Source organism: Streptomyces sp. NPDC096324 (assembly GCF_044763015.1).
Lineage (GTDB): Bacteria > Actinomycetota > Actinomycetes > Streptomycetales > Streptomycetaceae > Streptomyces.
Genome location: NZ_JBIWFK010000012.1, coordinates 215,725 through 236,641, shown reverse-complemented (window position 1 = coordinate 236,641; position 20,917 = coordinate 215,725). Strand labels below are relative to the sequence as shown.

General features: G+C 71.0%; 12 protein-coding genes. 6 read left to right on the top strand and 6 right to left on the bottom strand.

Annotation, left to right across the window (positions count from 1 at the left end; translation table 11 throughout):
* Positions 1 to 63: 63 nt before the first annotated feature.
* The 3 genes from ACIQ7M_RS30860 to ACIQ7M_RS30850 form a co-directional block, all read right to left on the bottom strand.
* Positions 64 to 597 carry a hypothetical protein gene (locus ACIQ7M_RS30860; RefSeq protein ID WP_403650598.1) on the bottom strand — a complete coding sequence of 178 codons (534 nt, stop codon included), beginning with the start codon at positions 595 to 597 and terminating at the stop codon, positions 64 to 66.
* A gap of 179 nt (positions 598 to 776) precedes the next feature.
* Complete coding sequence (locus tag ACIQ7M_RS30855) at positions 777 to 2,051, bottom strand: LPXTG cell wall anchor domain-containing protein (protein WP_403650596.1); 1,275 nt, start codon at positions 2,049 to 2,051, stop codon at positions 777 to 779.
* 229 nt (positions 2,052 to 2,280) lie between these two features.
* Entirely contained in the window at positions 2,281 to 2,730 is a 450-nt protein-coding gene (locus ACIQ7M_RS30850; protein ID WP_403650594.1) for a DUF6896 domain-containing protein, read from the bottom strand.
* 375 nt (positions 2,731 to 3,105) lie between these two features.
* Here ACIQ7M_RS30850 and ACIQ7M_RS30845 point away from each other — a divergent pair, with 375 nt between their 5' ends.
* The 3 genes from ACIQ7M_RS30845 (at position 3,106) to ACIQ7M_RS30835 (ending at position 6,590) form a co-directional block, all read left to right on the top strand.
* Complete coding sequence (locus tag ACIQ7M_RS30845; protein WP_403650592.1) at positions 3,106 to 3,798, top strand: DUF4232 domain-containing protein; 693 nt, start codon at positions 3,106 to 3,108, stop codon at positions 3,796 to 3,798.
* Between the two features lie 134 nt (positions 3,799 to 3,932).
* Positions 3,933 to 4,907 carry an NAD(P)-dependent alcohol dehydrogenase gene (locus tag ACIQ7M_RS30840; protein WP_403650590.1) on the top strand — a complete coding sequence of 325 codons (975 nt, stop codon included), beginning with the start codon at positions 3,933 to 3,935 and terminating at the stop codon, positions 4,905 to 4,907.
* Between the two features lie 204 nt (positions 4,908 to 5,111).
* The gene (locus ACIQ7M_RS30835; RefSeq protein ID WP_403650588.1) at positions 5,112 to 6,590 is read left to right on the top strand and encodes a glutamate--cysteine ligase; all 1,479 of its coding nucleotides are present in this window, start codon (positions 5,112 to 5,114) and stop codon (positions 6,588 to 6,590) included.
* Positions 6,591 to 6,894: 304 nt separating this feature from the next.
* Here the strand turns inward: ACIQ7M_RS30835 and ltaE are convergent, their stop codons facing one another.
* On the bottom strand, positions 6,895 to 8,022 hold the full coding sequence (gene ltaE, locus ACIQ7M_RS30830) for a low-specificity L-threonine aldolase (protein ID WP_403650586.1): 1,128 nt from the start codon (positions 8,020 to 8,022) through the stop codon (positions 6,895 to 6,897).
* Positions 8,023 to 8,176: 154 nt separating this feature from the next.
* Between ltaE and ACIQ7M_RS30825 the strand changes: the two genes are divergently transcribed.
* Positions 8,177 to 8,839, top strand: a complete 663-nt coding sequence (locus tag ACIQ7M_RS30825) for a hypothetical protein (RefSeq protein WP_403650584.1) — start codon at positions 8,177 to 8,179, stop codon at positions 8,837 to 8,839.
* Positions 8,840 to 9,157: 318 nt separating this feature from the next.
* Positions 9,158 to 16,132, top strand: coding sequence for a glycoside hydrolase domain-containing protein (locus tag ACIQ7M_RS30820; RefSeq protein WP_403650685.1), 6,975 nt, complete (start codon positions 9,158 to 9,160; stop codon positions 16,130 to 16,132).
* A gap of 31 nt (positions 16,133 to 16,163) precedes the next feature.
* On the opposite strand, the gene ACIQ7M_RS30815 is transcribed toward ACIQ7M_RS30820, so the two are convergent.
* Positions 16,164 to 16,847 carry an LUD domain-containing protein gene (locus tag ACIQ7M_RS30815; RefSeq protein WP_403650582.1) on the bottom strand — a complete coding sequence of 228 codons (684 nt, stop codon included), beginning with the start codon at positions 16,845 to 16,847 and terminating at the stop codon, positions 16,164 to 16,166.
* Positions 16,848 to 17,013: 166 nt separating this feature from the next.
* Here ACIQ7M_RS30815 and sigJ point away from each other — a divergent pair, with 166 nt between their 5' ends.
* Positions 17,014 to 17,952 (top strand): RNA polymerase sigma factor SigJ, encoded by a 939-nt coding sequence (gene sigJ, locus ACIQ7M_RS30810; protein ID WP_403650580.1) that lies wholly within the window; start codon positions 17,014 to 17,016, stop codon positions 17,950 to 17,952.
* Positions 17,953 to 18,145: 193 nt separating this feature from the next.
* Here the strand turns inward: sigJ and ACIQ7M_RS30805 are convergent, their stop codons facing one another.
* Positions 18,146 to 20,827 (bottom strand): glycoside hydrolase family 5 protein, encoded by a 2,682-nt coding sequence (locus ACIQ7M_RS30805; RefSeq protein WP_403650578.1) that lies wholly within the window; start codon positions 20,825 to 20,827, stop codon positions 18,146 to 18,148.
* Positions 20,828 to 20,917: the final 90 nt, after the last annotated feature.

Genomic DNA, 20,917 nt, shown 5'->3' with positions numbered 1-20,917 from the left:
GGGCGGCGGAGCCGATCTCGGCAGGGCCGGGACTCGTCCCCGCCGCCGTCTTCGCTCGCTCCGTCAGTGGCCGTCGATGACGACGTACTGGCCCTGTGCGTCGTAGTCGATACGGCATTCCAGGTTGCCCTCGGAGGCGCAGTTCGGCAGGGCCCTGCCGCCCGCGTCGACGGTCGCGGTGACGCGGACCTGTCCAGCCCCGCCCTCCGACCGGTACACCGCCGTGGAGGGGCCGTCGATCGGAACGACGGCGGCGTAGTTCGGGTAGAAGGTGCTGGGGTACTCCCCGCTGCCTTCCCGCGAGACGAGCTGCACTCCGGAGAACGGCAGGCGGGCGCCCGTCTTGATGCGCACCGCCGCTTCGCCCACTCCCGGGGCTCCGATCCCCGACGGCTGCGTGCCGTTCCCGTTTCCGGAGCCGACGACGTTGTCGTGGCCGACGTTGAAGATGTCGCCGTCCGCGCGCTGGTACACGTTGTTGATGACGATCAGAGGGCCGTCACCCTGGTCGGCTGCGGCAGCAACGGCGGCGGTGCCGGGAAGGGCGACGAGGGCGGAGACGAGCAGTGCGGCGGCCCTGGCAACTGTGCGGTTCACAGATCGTTCCTTCGCAGTGGTTCCGTTGGGTTCGACCATGACCGTAGGAACCGCGCAACCGCTCGTGCCGCACCGTCGCTCACCCGGGTGGTGTCGCTGAGCCGATCGCCACACGCCGCCTTCGCGCGGAGCGGGGCATGTGGCCCGAGGTGGGTACCACCGCTCGTGCCGGGCGGTCGTCAGCTCAGGTTCTGGGACCGGCGACGGCGCACGACGAGGAGCGTGCCCGCACCCGTGACCAGCGCTGCGGCGGCCGCACCCATGATCGGCAGCGTCGAGGAGCCGGTCTCCGCCAGGTTGCCGCCGTTCGTCGCGGTTCCGGCGTCGCCGGTCGACGACGACCCGCCGGCCGAGCCGTTGGTCGAGCTGCTGCCTGTCGAGCCGCCCGAGCCACTGGTCGAGCCGGTCGATCCCCTGGTCGAGCCGTTGGTCGAACCACCCGTCGATCCGGACGATCCACTGGTCGAGCCGCCCGTCGATCCGGACGACCCCCCGTCCGTGACGTCCAAGGTGATGTCCGCCTTGTCGTTGACCTTGTCGTGGTCGAACGGCCGCGGTTCGGTGCTCAGCGCGACCGAGCCCTTGGCGCCCGCCACCCGCTTGTCGATCTTCAGCTCGAAGGTGTAGGTCTCTCCGCTGCCCTCGTTCAGCGACCGCATGCCGCAGACGTACGTCTTGCCCTTGGCCTGGCAGAACTGGCCGCGCTTGACGACCGATGTCCCGGCGGGAAGCGTGATCACGACACTGACGGACCGGTCCCCCGGCCTGGGCTGAACCCAGGCGGGCCCGGCGTTGGTGAACGTCGCCTTCATCGTCACCGTGTCGCCGACGCTGCCCTTCAACGCGGCACCCGTCACCTGGTAGTCGGCCGTGTTGACGGCGGTGACGGGCACGTCGACGACTCGCGCGGACCCTTCGCCCCCGGCCTGTCCCTCGACCAGTTTCAGCGCCGGCGCGGTTCCCGTCACCGGCGGGTAGCCGTTCTCGTCGACCCCCGGGTCCACGTCCCCGACCCGGGCGCGCAGCTCTTCGTTGAGCGCGCGGTCCAATACCTTGACCCGGATGGGCTTGTCGGTCGTGTAGACGGCGCCCGGTGCCACCGCCTGGTCGAACTCACACGCCGCGATCCACCTCTCGGGCATCTCGTCGTAGGACCGGACGTGCTGTACACGGCAGTTGGAGGGAATCTCCGCGAAGTCGAGTCCCCGGGTGACACCGTAGGAGACCCACACCTTCTCGGCTGTCTCAGTGCCCTTGTTCCCCACGGTGACCGGCACGTCGAAGGTGTTTCCCGGCTTCACCCCGTCGATCGGCTTGAGCCCTCCGACGACCAGTTCGGACGCGGCTTCATCGGCGAACGCGGCGGGAGCCACGGCCAGCGCGATCAGGCCGGCGGCGCCGAGGACGGCGACGGCGGCACGGGAGGCGCGACGGCTGCGCGGGGGTACGGACATGGACAAATCCTCATTACTGCGACGCGGGCAAACGGACGGTGTCTTCCCGGGGAACAATTCTTCGGTCGCTAGACTCCCGCCGAGCCCGAAGGGTTGCACAGCCGGTACCGCCTCCGCCTCCCTCGGGCTGGTCAGACCGGTCGGTTGTCGCGCCATGATGCTCGACATGTGATCGTCAACGGGGCCTGCGGACTGATGGTGGGACGGCATGGCCGGAGCCTGGCCTCGCTCAACTCGATGCGTTCGGAGAGCCGTCCCCGAGATCACGCGCGATCGGGCGTACCGGGCCTCGGGTCACGGTGAACCAGCCCGGCCGTACTTCGGTCAGCAGGGGTTCCAGCGCCTCCACCGCCGCTCGCAGTTCATCCGCGGTGGGGGTCAGAGGCACCGGCAGGCTCTGCCCGTACCAGCGCAGTCGCCAGAGGTCGAAGATCTCCGTCCCGTCGGCCGCGAAGTCCACGTCGACCTCGGTGCCGTCCTGGGCGGTGAACAGACACCCTGCCCCATGCACCTGGTACGCGTAGCCACCCGCTTCGCCGCGCCGGACGATCCGGCGCGACCGGACCAGCCCGAGAAGGTCCGCCAGTCGTACGAGCGAGGGCAGTGCCGCCCGGACGGCTTCCTCGGTGACGCCGAGAGCACTGACGTAGCCGACCACCAGGTCGCGCGCGGGGTTCACTCGCGGCCGTCCGCGGTCATGGGCCGAGAGCCGCACATCCCGTCACCCCCTGCGCCGACGTCAGCCAGGCGATTGTTCCACGACGGGTGTGGCCGCCCTGCCCGGGCCCGGTGCTTCCGTCGGCGTCAAGCCCGTCGCGTCACAGGTCCGTCCCAGCGGACCGCGGTCCCGGGCAGGGGTGTGGGGGCCGGTCGGCGGTGCGGGCACCGGGGTGTGTCTGTGTATGTGCCGCCGGGCTCGGGCTGGGCGTGTAACAGGGGTGTATTACACGGCGGTTGGGCGGAACGACTGCTGGGGTCGGGTCGCTCTTGGTGCTCGGAAACGCTCGCCGCTACCGAGCAGTCGGCACCACCAACCCAGACCGAGGAAGAATCGATGCGCGTTCACAAGCTCACCTTCGCCGCCCTGGCCGTCGCCGCAGGTCTCTCGCTCACGGCCTGCCAGAACGGGGACGACGGTACGGGAAAGAGCGCACCGTCCGCCGGGTCCCATGAGTCCGCCCAGGGCGGCGGTTCGAGTTCGAGCGGTTCGGACCAGGGCAGCGGTTCGGACTCGGGCAGCTCGGATCAGAACGGCGGGTCGGGCACCGGCAAGGGCTCGACCGGAAAGGGCTCGACCGCCGGAACCGGCGCCGACGCGAGCGGCAAGGTCGAGCGGTGCCACACCGACGAGTTGGAGGTCACCGCGAAGGACGACACCATCGACGGCGACCCCGACGGCAACGTCGTCGTGGAATTCAAGAACGGCGGCGGCCGGGACTGCTCGATCTCCGGGTACGCGGGTGTCGACCTGAAGACGGGTTCGGGAACGGTGTCCGCGAAGCGCACCGGCGCGGCTCCCGGCCACAGCATCCTCAAGAACGGGCAGTCGATCGCCTTCGCCGTCACCTACCCGCTCAACAAGTCGGGCGGCTCCGGCGTCCGCATCACGGGCCTGCTGGTGACCCCGCCGAACGAGACCAAGACGGTCACCCTCGACTGGCCGGGCGCCGCCACACTGCCGGTCACGGACGGCTCCGGCGACCCGGTCAAGGTCGGCCCGATCGGAAGCGCCGGCCAGGGCGGCTGACCCGTACATCCGGGCCGTCACCTAGGGATTCGCCCCGATACCCGCGCCGCGGCCGCTTGCCTACCATCGTGGGTGGGGCTGAACTTCCGGTCCACCGATCCATTCCGCACCCAACCGTGCGCCACGGAGGCCCGATGAAGGCGATCGCCCACGACCGGTACGGCTCCCCCGACGTCCTGGAACTCAGGGAGGTCGACACGCCGACCGTCGCCGATCACGAGGTCCTGGTGCGCGTCCACGCGGCCTCGGTCAACGCCCGGGACTGGCACCTCATGCGGGGCGATCCGTACCTGGCACGCCTGGCGCTCGGGCTGAGCGGCCCGAAGACGAAGATCCGGGGCACGGACTTCGCGGGCCGGGTCGAAGCCGTGGGGAAGGCCGTGCGGCGGTTCCGTCCCGGCGACGAGGTGTTCGGCGAAGTGGACGGCGCGTTCGCCGAGTACGTCTGTGCCCGGGACGACGTGCTGGAGCCGAAACCGGCCGCGCTGTCGTTCGAGCAGGCGGCCGCGCTCCCGCTCGCGGGGAACACCGCGCTGATGGGCCTGCGTGACCTCGGTCAGGTGGCGTCGGGGCACGAGGTACTGATCAACGGTGCGTCAGGCGGGGTGGGCACCTTCGCGGTACAGATCGCCAAGGCGTTCGGCGCGGAGGTGACCGGCGTATGCAGTGCGAGGAACGCGGAACTGGTCAGGTCACTGGGCGCGGATCACGTCATCGACTACGCCCGTGAGGACTTCACCCGGAACGGGCGGCGGTACGACGTCGTGTTCGACCTGGTGGGGAATCACTCGCTGGCCGAGTTCCGCCGCGCGCTGAAACCCACGGGGACACTCGTTCTGTCCGGTGGGGGCGTGTTCGAAGGCGGGAGTGTCGTCGGACCGATGGCCCTCCTCGTCAAGGGGCAGGTGATGTCACGCTTCGCCCGCCACCGGCTCTTCGTGCTCACGGCGACACCGAGTAAGGAGAACCTGGCGACTCTGAGAGAACTCGCCGACTCCAAGAAACTCACCCCTGTCATCGACCGCACCTACCCGCTGAGCGAAGCGCCCGAAGCCATCCGGTACCTCGAAGGCGAGCACGCGCGCTCGAAGGTCGTCATCACCGTCTGACGGGGCGGCCTCGCACTCGGCGGTGCGCCGCTCGGGCGGAACGGGTGATCACGATGCCGGTCACCTTCCGAAGTGGCGTGGTCACCGCGTGGGAAATCCGGTGTCGGCTCCCGCCACGGCGCCGAAGGGGCTCCACATGGTCAGACCCGCCCCATGGTGCGACGCTGGAGGGAAGAGGTATTCGTGGGGCCACCGGGAGGGCCGATGGGACGGGACGTTCCGGCGCTGGTCTTCACCCGCGAGGACCGGCGCCAGTACCGGATCAAGATGCAGGACTGTCTCGACGCCTTCGCACAGATGCTGCGGGAGTCTCGGTTCGACGTGGAGCGGCCCCGGGTGGGCCTGGAGATCGAGCTGAACCTCACGGACACCGAGGGCGAACCGACGATGCGGAACGCCGATGTGCTCGACGCCATCGCGGATCCCGCCTGGGACACCGAGCTGGGCCGGTTCAATCTGGAGATCAACATTCCGCCCCGGCGGCTGGTCGCGGGTGGTCCCGACGCCTGGGAACAGGAGATCCGCGCCGCCCTGAACCACGCGGACGAGCGTGCCAGGACGATCGGCGTCCATCTGATCATGATCGGCATCCTGCCCACCCTGCGGGAGTCTGACGTAGGACCGGAGGCCCTGTCGGAGAACGCCCGCTACCGGCTGATCAACGAGCAGGTCTTCGCGGCACGCGGCGAGGATCTGCTCATCGAGGTGGACGGGGTCGACCGGCTGCGGACGTATGCGGACACCATCACGCCGGAGGCCGCGTGCACGAGTACGCAGTTCCATCTCCAGGTGTCCCCCGAGCAGTTCGCCGACTACTGGAACGCGGCGCAGGCGATCGCCGGGGTCCAGGTCGCGCTGGCGGCCAACTCGCCTTTCCTGTTCGGGAAAGAGCTGGCGCACGAGACCCGTATCCCGCTCTTCGAGCAGGCGACGGACACCCGCCCGCAGGAGATCAAGGCACAGGGCGTACGCCCCCGGGTGTGGTTCGGCGAGCGGTGGATCAACAGCGTCTTCGATCTCTTCGAGGAGAACGTCCGCTACTTCCCCGCACTGCTGCCCCTGTGCGAGGACCAGGATCCGACGGGGACGCTGGAGCGCGGGGACACACCGGAGCTGTCCGAACTCACCCTGCACAACGGCACGATCTACCGGTGGAACCGTCCCGTCTACGCCGTCGACCACGGCAGGCCGCACCTGAGGGTGGAGAACCGCGTGCTGCCCGCGGGCCCGACGGTCGCCGACACCCTCGCCAACGGCGCCTTCTACTACGGTCTGACCCGCGCGCTGGTGGAGGAGGACCGGCCGGTGTGGTCGCGGATGTCCTTCTCGGCCGCCGAGGACAACCTGCACACGGCGGCGCGGCACGGGATCGACGCCCGTCTGTACTGGCCCGGTGCGGGCGAGGTGCCGGCGCCCGAACTCGTCCTGCGGCGGCTGCTGCCGCTCGCCCACAAGGGCCTGGAGCTCACGGGCATGGACGAGGCCTGGCGGGAACCGCTGCTCGGCATCATCGAGCAGCGGTGCGTCACCGCGCGCAACGGAGCCGTCTGGCAGAAGGAGATGCTGCACCGCTTCGAGTCGACGGACCACTGCGGCCGTCACGAGGCCCTGCGGCGCATGACGCGGCAGTACATCGACTACATGCACCTCAACGCACCGGTCCACACGTGGCCGGTGGACTGACGCGGGCACCTCGGCCACACAGGCCGCAGGCCGGCGGACTGACACGCATACCTCGGCCACACAGGCCGGAGACCGGCGGACTGACACGCACACCTCGGCCACACAGGCCGCAGGCCGGTGACGGGGCACCTCAGTCACACAGGGCCGCAGGCCGGTGACGGGGCACCTCAGTCACACAGGGCCGCAGGCCGGTGACGCGGGCACCTCAGTCACACAGGGGCGCAGGCCAGTGGACTGACGGACAGACCTCAGTCACACAGGGCCGGGGCCGGTGGGCCGACGCGCGCACCTCAGCGCGTGGGCATCAGCCCGTCACCATCTCCGTCATGGTCTCGCGCACGATCCGCACCGCGCGTTCCGTGTCGGCTCGCGTCACGTCCAGGTGGAACACGAACCGCAGTTGGCCCGGGTATCCCGCGCACAGCAGGCCACGACGGGCCAGTCGGTCGCGCACCTCGTCGGTGTCGACGCCGACGGCGGAAGCCGCGAAGACCATGTTGGTCCCGCTGGGCTCCATGGTCAGCCCGTCCACGTCCTTCAGGCCCTCGGCGAACAGCGCGGCGTGCGCGTGGTCGTCGGCGAGCCGTGTCACCTGGTGGTCGAGCGCGTGAAGTGCCGCGGCCGCCAGGACGCCGGCCTGCCGCATCCCGCCGCCCAGGACCTTGCGCCAGCGCCGCGCCTCGGCCACGAACTCCCGGGATCCGACGAGCGCCGAGCCGACCGGCGCGCCCAGGCCCTTGCTGAAGCAGACCGACACGCTGTCGAAGTGGCCGGCGATCAGCCGTGCCCGCTCGTACGGATCGCCCCCGCCGGCCACCGCGGCGTTGAACAGCCGTGCCCCGTCCAGGTGTGTGGCGAGTCCGTGCTCGCGGGCCAGATGCGTGGCGGTCTTCAGGTAGTCCATCGATACGGCACGCCCACCGATGGTGTTCTCCAGGCAGAGCAGGCGCGTGCGGGCGAAGTGCGCGTCGTCCGGCTTCACGGCCGCCGCGATGTCCAGCGGGTCCAGCGTCCCGTCCGCCCGATGCGGCAGCGGCTGGGGCTGAATGCCTCCGAGTACGGCGGCGCCGCCGCCCTCCCACCGGTAGATGTGGGCCATCTGGCCGGCGATGTACTCGTCTCCGCGGCCACAGTGGGTCAGCAGGGCGCACAGGTTGCTCTGTGTGCCCGAGGCGACGAACAGCGCGGACTCGAATCCGAGCAGCCCGGCGATCCGCTCCTGCAGCGCGTTGACGGTGGGATCGTCACCGAAGACGTCGTCGCCGACCTCGGCCTCGGCCATCGCCCGGCGCATCGCCTCGCCGGGCCGGGTGACGGTGTCGCTGCGCAGGTCGATGAGGTGACCGGGCTCGTCATGGGCGGCCTCGGCCGCGTTCACGGCGCGGGAGACATCGACGGCGTCGGCGGCACGGGCGGCATCAGTGGTGGGCACACGCATACTCTGCCACGCCAGGAGCGACGTCGAGTGCCGGGGTGACGGGGCCCCGGAGATCCAGCCGTACAACCCTCGGAACGAGGCGGATGTCCAACGAGACGTGGCTGACGACGTGCGCCGACGGTTCTGGACTCGGAGTTGGTTTCGCAGCGTGGGCTTCATCGCGCTCGCGGCATCAGGGGTGTTCCTGACGCTCGGCAGCGTTCTCACCCTGGTCGACGACCTGTCGATCTCGGGGCGGTTCCACTCGGCGGCCCCCTGCGCCGGTACCGACCGTGACGACCTCGATGCCGCGTGCCTCCACAGGACGACGGCCGTCGTCGCCTCCTCCGACCCCGGGGGGAGCAGATCGCACGCCGTACGGGTCACTCTGAAGGGGCACGATCCCATCGGCGGCGACGTCACGCTGGACGACCCGCCGGTCGCCTTCTACCACCTGCACTCCGGTGACCATGTCACTGTCACGGTCTGGTCGCGGACCATCACGGCGATGACCGTGCGCGGCCACACCCACCGAACCGAGGACTCCCCCGAATTCAGCCTGCTGCTGGACGGCTACGGCCTCGTCGTGGGCGCGGCGATGTCGCTGGGCGGCACCTACATGGTCTGGATGTGGTTCTTCCGTCGCGGGGAACTCTCGGATGACCTGTCCGAGTTGAAGGTGGCGGGGCGCTGGGTCGTCGGCCAATGCGCGCTGGTCTTCGTCCTCGGCTTTCTGAACGGCTACAACACCCTCACGGTCTTCCTGATCCTCTGGGGCGCGCTCACCGTTCCGATGAGCCTCTACTCCTGGATGAAACTCCGTTACGACTGAGGCCACTCGGCCGCCGACCGGCCGTGCCGCTCCCCCGGCCGCCGCCTTCACGGCGTCGGGTGCGCGCTCACCGTACGCACGTCGTTCGCCCGCCGTACGCGTTGCCCGTGTCTGATGGCGGGCGGTCGTGAACACGACAGGGTGCAATCCGGCGCAGGAGTGCCATTCTGTGTGTCCACTGCCGTCTCACCCGGGTCGCACGCCCGGCACCCCGGACTGACAACGTTGTCTCTCGGTGAGGCCTGCCGGATCGTGCGTGCGTACGAGCGACGCTGGAGAGGTCACGTGCCCAACAGATCCCGTCCCCCCGTGCCCCGCGTGATCCTTCCGGGGACCGCCCGACGCGGCCGCAGGCCGGTGCGCGCGACAGTCGTCGCCCTGCTCACCGGGGCGCTCGCCCTCGCCGCGCCCGTCGGCGGTACGGCCGCCGCGGTGCCCTTCCCCGTCACGGCAACGACGTCCGCCGAGGCAACCGACGGCACGGACTACACGAAGCTCGTCGACCCCTTCGTGTCGACCGCGGGCGACGACGGCAACGACCTGCCGGGGGCCCAGGCGCCGCACGGTCTGGCCAAGGTCAACCCGATGACCACGCCGGACCGGAACCACTCCGGGTACGACTACGACGAGGACCACATCGCGGGGTTCACGGCGACGGACCTCGACGGCGTCGGTGGCTCGGGAGGCGGTGGTGACCTGCTCGTCGTCCCGACGTCCGTCCACTACGACAAGCGCCCCTCGCCCGGCACGTACGCGCACACGTACAGCCATGACGACGAGAGCGCGACACCCGGCTCCTACCAGGTCGGGCTCGGAGCCGTGTCCGGGACCGCCTCGTCGGTGACGCGGGACTCCGGCACCATCGAGGCCGAGGTGACCGCGACGACGCGCACGGCGCTGGAACGGTATAGCTTCCCCTCCGGGTCGAACCCCGAACTCGTCCTCGACCTGGCGAACAACTTCACCAGCCGCACCCGCTCGACCCTGAAGGCGACGACGCTCCCGGACGGGACCGCCTCGATCAGCGGGCTCATCGCGGGGTCCTTCAACGGCGCGTCGTACCAGCTCTTCTACCACGCCACCACGAACGTCCCCGTGGCCTCGCTCAAGAGCTGGGGCGACGACGGCAGGTTGAGCGACGCGACGGCTCAGGACGGCAGGGACACCGGCGCCGTCCTCGCGTTCGCCCCGTCCGCCGGGGACGACATCGAACTGCGCGTCACCCTGTCACCGATCAGCGCCGAACAGGCCGCGACCGACCAGCTCGGCGAAGTCGGCCACCTCACCTTCGACCAGGCGCGCGCGCGGACGCGGGCCGACTGGAACCGCGCGCTCGGCGCCGTCGACGTACAGGCCTCCGCGCAGTCCGATCCCGGGTCGACGCTGACCAAGGAGTTCTACACGCACCTCTACCGCATGTACGCGCTGCCGGTGAACGCCACCAGTACCAGCGGCACGTACCGCGGTGTGGACGGAGCGGTGCACAAGACCAACGGCTTCACGTACTACGACGGTTGGTCCACCTGGGACGACTTCCGCAAGTACTCCGTCGAGGCGTACATCGACCCGTCCACCTACCGGGACATGGTGCAGTCGCTCGTCGAACTCTTCGCCGACGCGCACACCGCCGGCAAGAGCCTCGGCAGCCTCACCCACTCGGTCCCGACCGTACGCTGGGAGCGCTCGGCCGTCCTCGTCGCCGACGCGCTGTCCAAGGGCTACAAGGACTTCGACCGGCTCGACGAGGCCTACCCCGCGCTGCTGTCGTACGCCGGGTACTACACGGGGGCGCAGCTGCGGCAGGGCTACGTCACCGGGGATCCCGGTACGACCGTCCAGCGCGGCTACGACCAGTGGGCGCTCTCCGTCATCGCCGACGCGCTCGGCAAGAAGGCCGACGCGGAGAAGCTGCGTACGCAGTCGACCATGGCGATCGACCACCTCGTGAGGTCCGGCGCCTGGACCGCGGCCGACGGCACCGGGGTCGGTCTGCTCACCCCGCGCGCCGCGAACGGCGACTGGCAGAGCGCGGACCACGAGAAGTTCGAGGCGGCCGGCCTCTACCAGGGCACGCTCTGGCAGTACCACTGGTACGACGCCTACGACATGGGCGGCCTCATCGAGGCCATGGGCGGCGCCAAGGCGGGCAAGGCCGCCGTGGAGCACATGTTCGGCGAGGACTCCGGCGCCGACGACGGCTCGACGATGCTGCACTCCAACGCGAACGAGATCGACCTCCAGGCCCCCTACCTCTTCAACTACGTCGGTGAACCGAGCCTGACGCAGAAATGGGTGCGCGCGATCTACACCGGCATGACCTGGAACCGCTACATCGCGACCGGTTCCTCGAACGAAGCCCCCAGCTCCGGCGGCGAGTTCCGCCCGCCGGTCAGGACCCAGGTCTACAAGCTCTCCCCCAAGGGCTTCCTGCCGACCATGGACAACGACGCCGGCACCATGTCGACGATGTTCGTCGGCGCCGCGCTGGGCCTGTTCCCGGTGACCGCGGGTTCCAGCCAGTTCCAGATCGGCAGTCCCTTCTTCGACTCCACGACGATCCGCTACGCGAACGGCGCCCGGTTCACGGTGAAGGCCGACGGGGTCTCGCCCGACAACTACTACGTGCAGAGCGCGACCCTCAACGGCGCGCGGTTCGGCGACACTTGGCTCGACTATTCGCGGATCGTCTCGGGCGGGACCCTGGAATTCACCATGGGCTCCAAGCCCTCCGCGTGGGGCACGAGGACGAAGCCCGCCTACTCGCTGAACACCGACGCGGGTGACACGGGTGGCGGCGGCACGGGAGCGGGCCGGGGCGACACCGTCGTCTCCGCCGCCCCCGGCACCGTGGACACGCGGGAGGACGGCACCGTCGACGGCGGTGTGAAGCTCACCCTGTCCGGACCCGCGGAGTTCGCCGCCCGCAAGGGCACCAGCCTGACCAGGACGGGTGCGGCGACCGTGACGGGCCTGCCGGGCGGGGTCACGGCGGATCTCCGCGTCAGCGGCTCGCGTACGGCGACGCTGTCACTGAGCGGCGGCACCCGGGCCGACGCGCGCTTCGGTATCACGTTCCAGGACGCGGCCTTCGCCCACGGCGCCCGGGCCTCGACGGTGCGCGGCACCGGGATCTCGCCGACCGACCCGCTCCTGCTCTCCGCCGCCGCGGTGCACCGCAAGGCGCTGGACGCGCTCGTCGACCAGGCCTCACCGGTGCGCACCGGCAACTACTCCGACGGCTCGTGGACGGTGTTCCGGGCCGCGCTGGAGCGCGCGCGGACCGTCCTCGGGGACGGCAGTTCCACGACGGGCGCGATCATGGCGGCGGACGACGCCCTGCGGTCCGCCGCCGACGCGCTCACCATCGACGAGGGCGGCTACGCCGTCCTCCAGGCCGAGGACCCCGACCAGAAGGAGGGCCCCAGCCTCGTGAGCGAGGCGTACTACTCGGACGGCGACCTCGGCGGCGTCACCGAGGGGGCGTGGGAGCGGTTCACCGAGCTGGACTTCGGCGGGGTCGCACCGCGCAGCGTCTCGGTCCGCTACGCCAACGCGCAGGCCACCACGGCGAATCCGAGCAGCGTCGACATCCACGCCGGCGCCGCCGACGGCCCCGTCGTCGCGACCGTCCGGCTCCCCGGAACCGGCGGCTGGCAGTACTACAGCACGGTGCAGGCGGCCGTCACCGACCCGGACGCCCTCCTGGGCGCGTCGAGCGCGACGTTCGTCTTCCACGCCCCGTCCGGACAGCAGTGGGTGTCGAACTTCGACCGGTACCAGTTCTCTCCGTACGAGGCCTCCTCGTCGACCGCGACCACGCTCGCCACGCTGACCGCGCCCAACAGCACCACGAGCGGCGGTGGTTCGCTCCCGCTCAACCTCGCGAACGGCATCTTCGAGAACACGACCGACGGCGCGTGGGCCGAGTGGAAGGACACCGACCTCCGCGACGGCGCCGACACGGTCACCGTCCGCTACGACAAGCCCCAGTCGCGCGCGGCGTCGGACTCGCGCATCGAGTTGCACCTCGGTTCGAAGGACGGCCCGAAGAGCGTCGACATCCCGCTCGACTACAGCGGATCGGGCTGGGGAACCGTCGCCACCACCACCGTGCGCCTCGATCCGGGCGTGTTCACCGGCGTCCAGGACGTGTACGCCGACTTCGTCTCCCGTACGCAGACGGCCTCGCAGCCCTACGTCGCCAATGTCTACTCACTGACACTCGGTCAGGAGGCCGACACGCCCTCGGCGTTCGACGCCACCGCGTTCCACTCCAACAGCGGCGGCGGACTCAAGAGCGAGCCGGCCGGCTGGACCGGCGCGGGATCCACCACCGATCTCGGCGGCACCTACGACGGGGCCTGGCTCGACTACGGCGACCTCGACTTCGGCGGCTCCGCGAAGAGCACCGTCACGATCACATACGTCAACAACTCCGCCCGCTGCGGCCCCGATTCGGCCGTCCAGCTCTACCTGGACTCCTTCGACGCGGCTGCCCCCGGGACGCCGTACGCGACCGTCCCCCTGCCGGTCACGGGTGCCGCGTGGTCGTCGGGAGGGACGACGAGCCTGACCCTGCCGAAGTCGATCACCGGCACGCACGCCGTCCATCTGCGGCTGGTGACCACCCCGGACTCCTCGCACCCGTACGTCGCGAACCTGGGGCGGATCACCTTCACCCATGTCGAGGCGCCCGCCGTCACGGACAAGTCCGCCCTGCGCAAGGCGATCGACCAGTACGCGGGACTCTCCGCCGACGCCGAGCGCTACGACACGATCGACTTCGGTGTGTTCCGGCGCGAACTCGCGGCCGCACGCACCCTCGCCGAGGCCGACTCCGTGACCCAGCTCGAGGTCGACACCCAGACCCGTCGTCTCACTCTCGCGGCCCGGCAATTGATCCCGCTCCCGAGGCTGCGGCTGGAGGACCTGGTCGCGACCGCGTCGGCCCTCGACGACGCGCGCTACACGGCCACCTCGTGGACGGCGTTCACCGAGGCACTCGCCGCGGCCAGGACCGCGGTCGCGGACACGGCGGCCTCCGACGCGACCCTCACGGCACGGTACGGCGCGCTCGACCACGCCCGGGCCGCGCTCACCACCAGGCCGAAGGCGGTTCCCGCCGCGCCCGCGGACGTGTCGGCGACCTCGTCCGGCACGAGCGTGACCGTCGCCTGGTCCGCACCCGGGGACACCGGCGGCTCACCGGTCACCGGCTACGAGGTCACCCTCGACGACGGCCACCAGGTCGAGATCCACGATCCGGGCAGCCGGCGCACCACGTTCACCTGGCTGCGGGACGGCAGGTCGTACACGGCGCGCGTCCGGGCGGTGAACACCGTCGGCGCCTCACGGCCGAGCCCCGCCACGGCCCCCGTCGTGACCGGCGGCGGCAGGCCGCAGAAGCCGGCCGTGACGAGCGTGATCACCGACGGCAAGCGCGTCCGCGTGACCTGGCGGGCGGCCGGCGACGGCGGATTCCCGGTCATCGGCTACACCGTGGCCCTCGACGACGGAACCACCGCCCACGTTCCCGCCACGACAACCACCGCCCTCCTCGCGTCCGTCGGCAAGGCGAAGGCACATACGGCGACCGTCTCCGCGGTCACCCTGGCCGGAACCTCGGCCGACCCCGTCGCGCCCGCCTCGGAGCCGGCAGCGGACCCGGCGGACGCCTCCGACCCCGCGTACCAGCCGTCCCCCTTCCCGGACGACACACTGAACGCGACCTACACGTCGGACAGTTGGCCGACGACCGGCGACGGAAGCGACTACTTCGACACCTTGCTCAACGGATTCGACGATCTGCACACCGACGTCCTCGGCACCAACACCAAGGTCCCGAACGGCACTTCGCCCACCGCGGAGAACGACAGAACCGCCCTGGCCGTCAACAACGCCGCCACGCAGAAGGAGGTGGACCGCGCCGAGGTGGACGCGACACACAGCGCCACCGTCACGCTGGCCGACGGCCTCGGCTCCCGGCTCGGCCGCATCTACGGCGACGCCCTGAGCGACGGCCGACTGCCCAAGACGAGCGCCCTGTTCTCCCGCGTCACCCAGGGCCTCGACGAGGTCGACGGAGCGAAGAACCACTACGACTACCGACGTCCTTACGTACGGCTCGGGTTCGTCGGTGACGGCGGTGCCGTCCGCGAGTCGCAGGACGGCTCGTACAGCGGTCTCGCGACCAGCGGCTCGTACCCGAGCGGCCACACCTACGGCGGGTACGAGGCCGGGACCGTGCTCGCCACGCTCCTGCCGGAACTGGCACCGTCGATCCTCGCGCGCACCTCGGAATATGGGGACAACCGTGTCGTCCTCGGGTTCCACTACCCCCTGGACGTCATGGGCGGCCGCATCACGGGACAGGCCACCGTGGCCCACCGTTGGGCGGACCCCGACTTCCGGAAGCTGCTGCTCCAGGCCCACACCGAGATCGAGAACGTGCTGCTCGCGCGGTGCGAGCAGGAGGGGTACGGCGACTCGCTCACGGCCTGCGCTGGCGACTCCTACGCGGGCCTGAGCGCGACGCAGGACGTCGGTTTGTACACACGGCGCCTCACCTACGGGTTCTCCCAGGTCGCGAAGGCCGGGCAGACGCTCAGGACACCGGCCGACGCGGCGGCCCTGCTGATCACGGCCTTCCCGGACCTGACCACCGAGCAGCGCGTCCAGGTCCTGGAGCAGACCGCGACGGACTCCGGGTATCCGCTCGACCTCACCGCGGACGGCGGAGCGAGCTGGCAGCGGATCAACCTGGCGGCCGCCATGGCGGCACACGTCGTCGTGGGCGCGGACGGGTCGGTCACGGTGACCGACTTCGTGGACGCCACCAAGGCGAGTGTCGCCGACGCCGACGCGATCAGGGTGGGCGGCGTCCCGATCGACGGCTTCGATCCGGAGGTGTCCACGTACGTCGTCGACTGGCCGAAGAACAAGCGGATCCCGGCCGTCTCCGCCGTACCGGCCGAGTCCGGCGCGCGGGTGAGGGTCACCGCCGGTGGGTCGGTCCTCTCGTCGACCGGATCCCGGTTCACCAGCCGTACCGTCAGGGTGACCTCGGCCAACGGTTCGGTCGCCCGGACCTACACGGTCGGGTTCCGGCTCACGGACCGGGACGACCGGCCGGTCGCGGCCGGCGGGAACGCCGGTGCCCGCGACGGCGGAGTATCCGGCCCGGCACTCCCCGGCGGCACGGGAGCCGGCCCCTCCGGCGGCACGCGCCTCTGGTCGCCGGAGGGTGAGTGGGCCGAGCGCCTGGGCGTCCCGGGGGCGGACGGCACGAGGTGATGTGACCGTGGGGCAGTCGGCTCCCGGCGGTTCAGAATCCGATGGCCTCCCGGAGCAACAGGACGGTGGCGCGCCCCGGATGGGGTTCCGCGTTGAGGACGAGAAGGCGATTGAGCGCGCTCGGCACGCCGTAGACCTTCCTGGCGCGCTCGTCCTCGAGCGGGACGCAGTACTCGTCGACACGGCGCAGCGCGGTGTCCAGGTCGGGCACCACCTTCTGCGCTCCGACCAGCAGGATCACCCGGGGCGCGGCGCCCGCGTAGGCGGGCAGTTGACTTCCGCTGGCGGACGCGGCCACCAGCGAGCCGGTCTCGGTGACCGCGGCGACGCTGCCCACCACGACGTCGGGGCAGGCGAGCATCCGCCAGATCTCGGCCATCTGGGTCGCCCGGTCCATGGCCGTTCCGCGTGCCTTGACGGAGTCGTACCGCCCGCTGTCGTTGATGTCCTCCTCGATGCCGGACAGGCGGAGGGTCTCGCTGGCCACGGTGAACACGGCGGCGCCCTCGGGGATCAGGTCCTTGACGCGGGCCCGCGCCGCGGTGGCGTCGTCGAGGATCTCGACGTCGAAGTTCTTCTCCTTCAGCGCGGCGGCCACGCGCTCCAGTCGCTCGTCGGTGGCCGGGGTGGTGAAGGAAGGCTCCGGGGTCGCAGGTGTCTCCCGGGTCGTCCGGGGCGCATGCGTCTGCGTGGTCTCCGGGGTCGAGGCAGTCATGATGTCTCCGGCCTTCCAGTCCGCTGGATGATGTGTCCTGTGTCGGTCTCACCTCCTTCGACAAGACAGGCCCGCGCGATGTGAGGTGCCGCTCCGGCCTCACATTCCGGGGCGCTGTCTTGTCGAAGGGGTGACAGCGGACGCGACCGAGGGAGTTGTCGACACCATGACCACCCGATCCGAGCCGGGGCAGGGCCGGCCCGATCCGGGCCTGGACGCGATCGTGAGCGAGCGGCGTCACCTGATCAATCTCGCCTACCGGCTGCTGGGCTCCCTGACCGAGGCCGAGGACGCCGTCCAGGAGACGTACACCCGCTGGTACGCCATGTCCCGTCAGGAGCAGGACGCCATCGAGTCCCCCGGGGCGTGGCTGACGACCGTCGCCAGTCGCGTCTGCCTCAACGTGCTCGGCTCGGCACGCGTCCGGCGGGAGACCTACGTGGGTGAGTGGATCCCCGAGCCGCTGCCCGGGCGCGCGGAGTGGATCAGCGGGCGGCCGGGGGGTGCCGTCGTCGACCCGGCCGACCGGGTCACCCTGGACGAGTCGGTCGGTCTGGCCTTCATGGTCGTGCTCGAATCGATGACCCCGGCCGAGCGGGTCGCGTTCGTCCTGCACGATGTCTTCTGCCACTCGTTCGCCGAAGTGGCGGAGATCGTCGGCCGTACGCCGGCGGCGTGCCGTCAGCTCGCCTCCTCGGCCCGTCGCCGTGTCCGGTCCGCCCGGCCGCTCGCGGCCCCGGCGGCCCGGAACACCGGTGTCGTCAGTGCCTTCAAGGAGGCGTGGGAGGCCAAGGACATCGACGCCCTCATCGGCCTGCTCGACCCGGACGCCACCGCGATCGCCGACGGCGGCGGTCTCGCCCAGAGCTTCCTGCACCCCATCGAGGGCGGCGAGCGGATCGCGCACGCGTGGGCCGGGCTCGCCGACCGGAGGCGGGACGGCATGACGCTCCTGGAACGGACCGTCAACGGTCAGCCGGGCCTGGTGGCCCAGCAGGACGGCGTCATCGTGACGGTGCTCGCGTTCGAGGTCGCGGGCGACCGGATCAGACACATCTGGGTCATGCGCAACCCCGAGAAGCTGCGTCGCTGGACCACGGGCTGAGCACGTCCGGTCCCGCGTCCGCCCCCGGCCCTTCGTCGCGTGCCGCGTTTCGTCGCGCGTCTCGTCCGACGAACGTGCGACGACCTGGTGGCGCCGGCCGGCCCGCCACCGAGGCTGACCGGCCGAAGGATGTCACCAGGTCATGTGGCGGGCGACGGCCGTCACTCGACCGGCCGGCGGTCGACGGCTGCTCCTACGCCACGTGGAGGGTGTAGCGACCGGAGGTGCGCGCCGTGAGGCGCCAGCCGCCGGGCTGTTCCGTCGTCCGGATGCCGGTGAGGCCGCTGCCCTCGGCGTCGGGGCGGCCCGGGCCGGGCACCCACACGTCCAGCGTGCCCGTACCGGAGCCGGACAGCCTCAGGTCCCGCTCGGTGCGGGAGGACCGCAGAGAGCTGAGGCGGCCGGGAGCGCTGCGGGGGTACGCCTGGGAGAGCGCCGTGGTCTCGAAGGCCGGGCTCGCCAGCGGCTTGCCGTCGGGGCACGTGTACAGCACGACACCGCCGCCCGAGGTGGTGGCCTCCGGGTCGTTCTGCGGATCGCCGCAGGCCTTCTTCCACACCCAGATCGCCGAGCCCAGAACGTCGGTGTTCTGCCGGTCCAGGAAACGGTCGAACCGGGCGCGGAAGTCCTCGGGTTCACCGAACCATCCCCACTCCCCCGACCACAGCGGTGCCCCGTACGCCCGCGCGGTGCGCTCGGCGGCGACGTAGCCCTGCTCGATCGAGGTCAGCGTGACGCCCAGGCCCTGGTCCATGGTGATCGACTCGCTGTAGAGGTGGGGCGAGAAGACGAGCAGCGGGTCGTCGGCGAACCCGGCCGGCGGGGTGGTGTCGAAGCCGAGTCCCGACCACAGGATCGAGGGCTCGAAGAACACCAGGTGGTGGAAGCCGCCGGCCACCTTCGACTCCGCGGCCCGGATCGAGGTGATCGCCTGCTGGTAGAGACGTCCGAGCAGGATCGAGGAGGTCACGCCGGGCGCGTTGCCGGGGCCGGGCTCGTTGAGGAGGTCGTAGCCGGCGACCGCGGGATCGTCCGCGAAGATCTTGGCGAGGCGGCCCCACATGCGGGCGAACTCGGTGCCGATGCCGTCGGTGTCGTCGTAGAGGTTGGTGAACGCCTGCTGCACGTTGGGCGAGAGGTCGCGCCCGAGGAAGCCGCAGGCCTTGGCGCCGTCGGTGCGGGTCGCCCATTTCGGGGCGCCGTCGTTGCCGAACTCCGGTGAGGCGTTGGCGCGGCAGCGCGTTCCCGGAGCCGCGCTGACGTACTTCGAGAAGGTGTCCTGGTGGATGTCGAGGACGGTGTGGATGCCGTGGTCGGCGGCCTGGTCGACCGCGGTGCGGATCCGCGCGAGATACGCCTCGTCGAAGACGCCCCGCTTCGGCTCCAGGGCCGACCAGGACAGGGCGAGGCGCTGGACGTCGAACCCGTACGTTTCCATCTGGGCGTAGTCGGAGTCCTTCAGCGGCCACACCGTGGGCATGGCCGGGTCGGGCTGTCCGTAGTCGATGAGCTGATTGACGTTCACACCGCGGAGCAGCACCTGCCGCCCCTGGCTGTCGCCGATCACCGGGGCCTGTCCGTTCTCGCGCAGCACCGTCAGCGGCAACAGCCCGTTCCGGTCGCGGCCCGCGACCTGGGTCTGCGCGCCGACGGCGGCCACCGCGGGCCCCGGTACCAGGGTGCCGGCGGCGAGCGCGAACACGGCGGCCACGGCGACGGGCGGCGCCCATCGGACGACCCAGGCGAGGCCGCCACCGGGCGAGGGCTCCGTCCGGCGCCGCCACGCCAGTTCAGCGACCCAGGGCACGCACACGACGCCCGCGCACACGCCCGCCGTCACGCCCTCCGCGACCCGTACGAGGACGGACGCGACCGGGAACAGTGCCCCGCCGAAACCGTTCAGGCACCCGTCGAGAATCCACAGGGGCACGCATCCGAGCACGCCCGCAGCGGTGAGGGTGGTCGCGAGCGACCACAGTGTCACGCCGGTACGTGCTCGGGTCAGGCCGGGCGACACCACGCGGCGCCAGAGCCCGATGCCGGCGAGGACCGCCGTGACTCCGCTCAGAAGCGTCGCCGTCACGAGGCCGCCGGGTATCGGTCCGGCCGCCCAGGCGAACACACCGGTCCCCGCCTGGAGCGCCACGGCGGCACCGGCCGGCAGCCAGGCGAACCCGGCGACCGGGTCGAGACCGGCGCGCGGTGCCCCCGCGCGACGCCCGGTGCGCTTGCCGCCCTCACCGGCCCCGGCGCCCTCGGCACGCTCGTCACTCCCGGCGCGTTCGCCTACCTCGCCGACCGTGTCGCCCCCGGCGCCCTTGCCCGCCTCGGCAGCCTTGCCCACGTTGCCGACCTCTGCGGCCGTGCGGCGGAGGCGCCACACGCCGATCCGGTACGACGCCGCCGTCAAGCCCGCGACCAGCGGCCCGAACACGGCGTACTTCGCGCCGGTCAGCCCGCACTCGGCGAGCAACGCCCCGGCCGTCGGGAAGATGTGCAGCCCGCCCGGTCCGGCGATCGCCAGCAGCAGCACGCTGTAGGCCAGCTTCGCCAGGAACGCGACCAGGACCAGACTCGACCAGACCCCGCCGAAGACCCATCGTGCCTTCGCCTCGGGAGCCGCTGCGCGCACCAGCCGGTGGACGGACACCGCGCTGCCGGCGATCAGCAGAGGCAGGAACACCACGGTGGCCCAGGCAGGGCTCGTGGCGTTGCCGGGTACGAAACCCGCGTCCAGCCAGTTCTCCGGGGCGAACAGTCCGGTCCCGTCGACAAGGCCGAGGGCGGCACAGAGGACCGCGAGTACGACCGCGGTGGTGAGGGATGCGACGCCGGCGAGCAGACGGCCGCCGCGCTGATCATCGGCAAGGGGCATGGATGGAGAAGATAAGGCAGCCCTGAGGTCGCACGGAAGGCCTGTGAGCAGGAATTTCTTCGGATTCACGAGGCTCGGACCGCGTCCGGA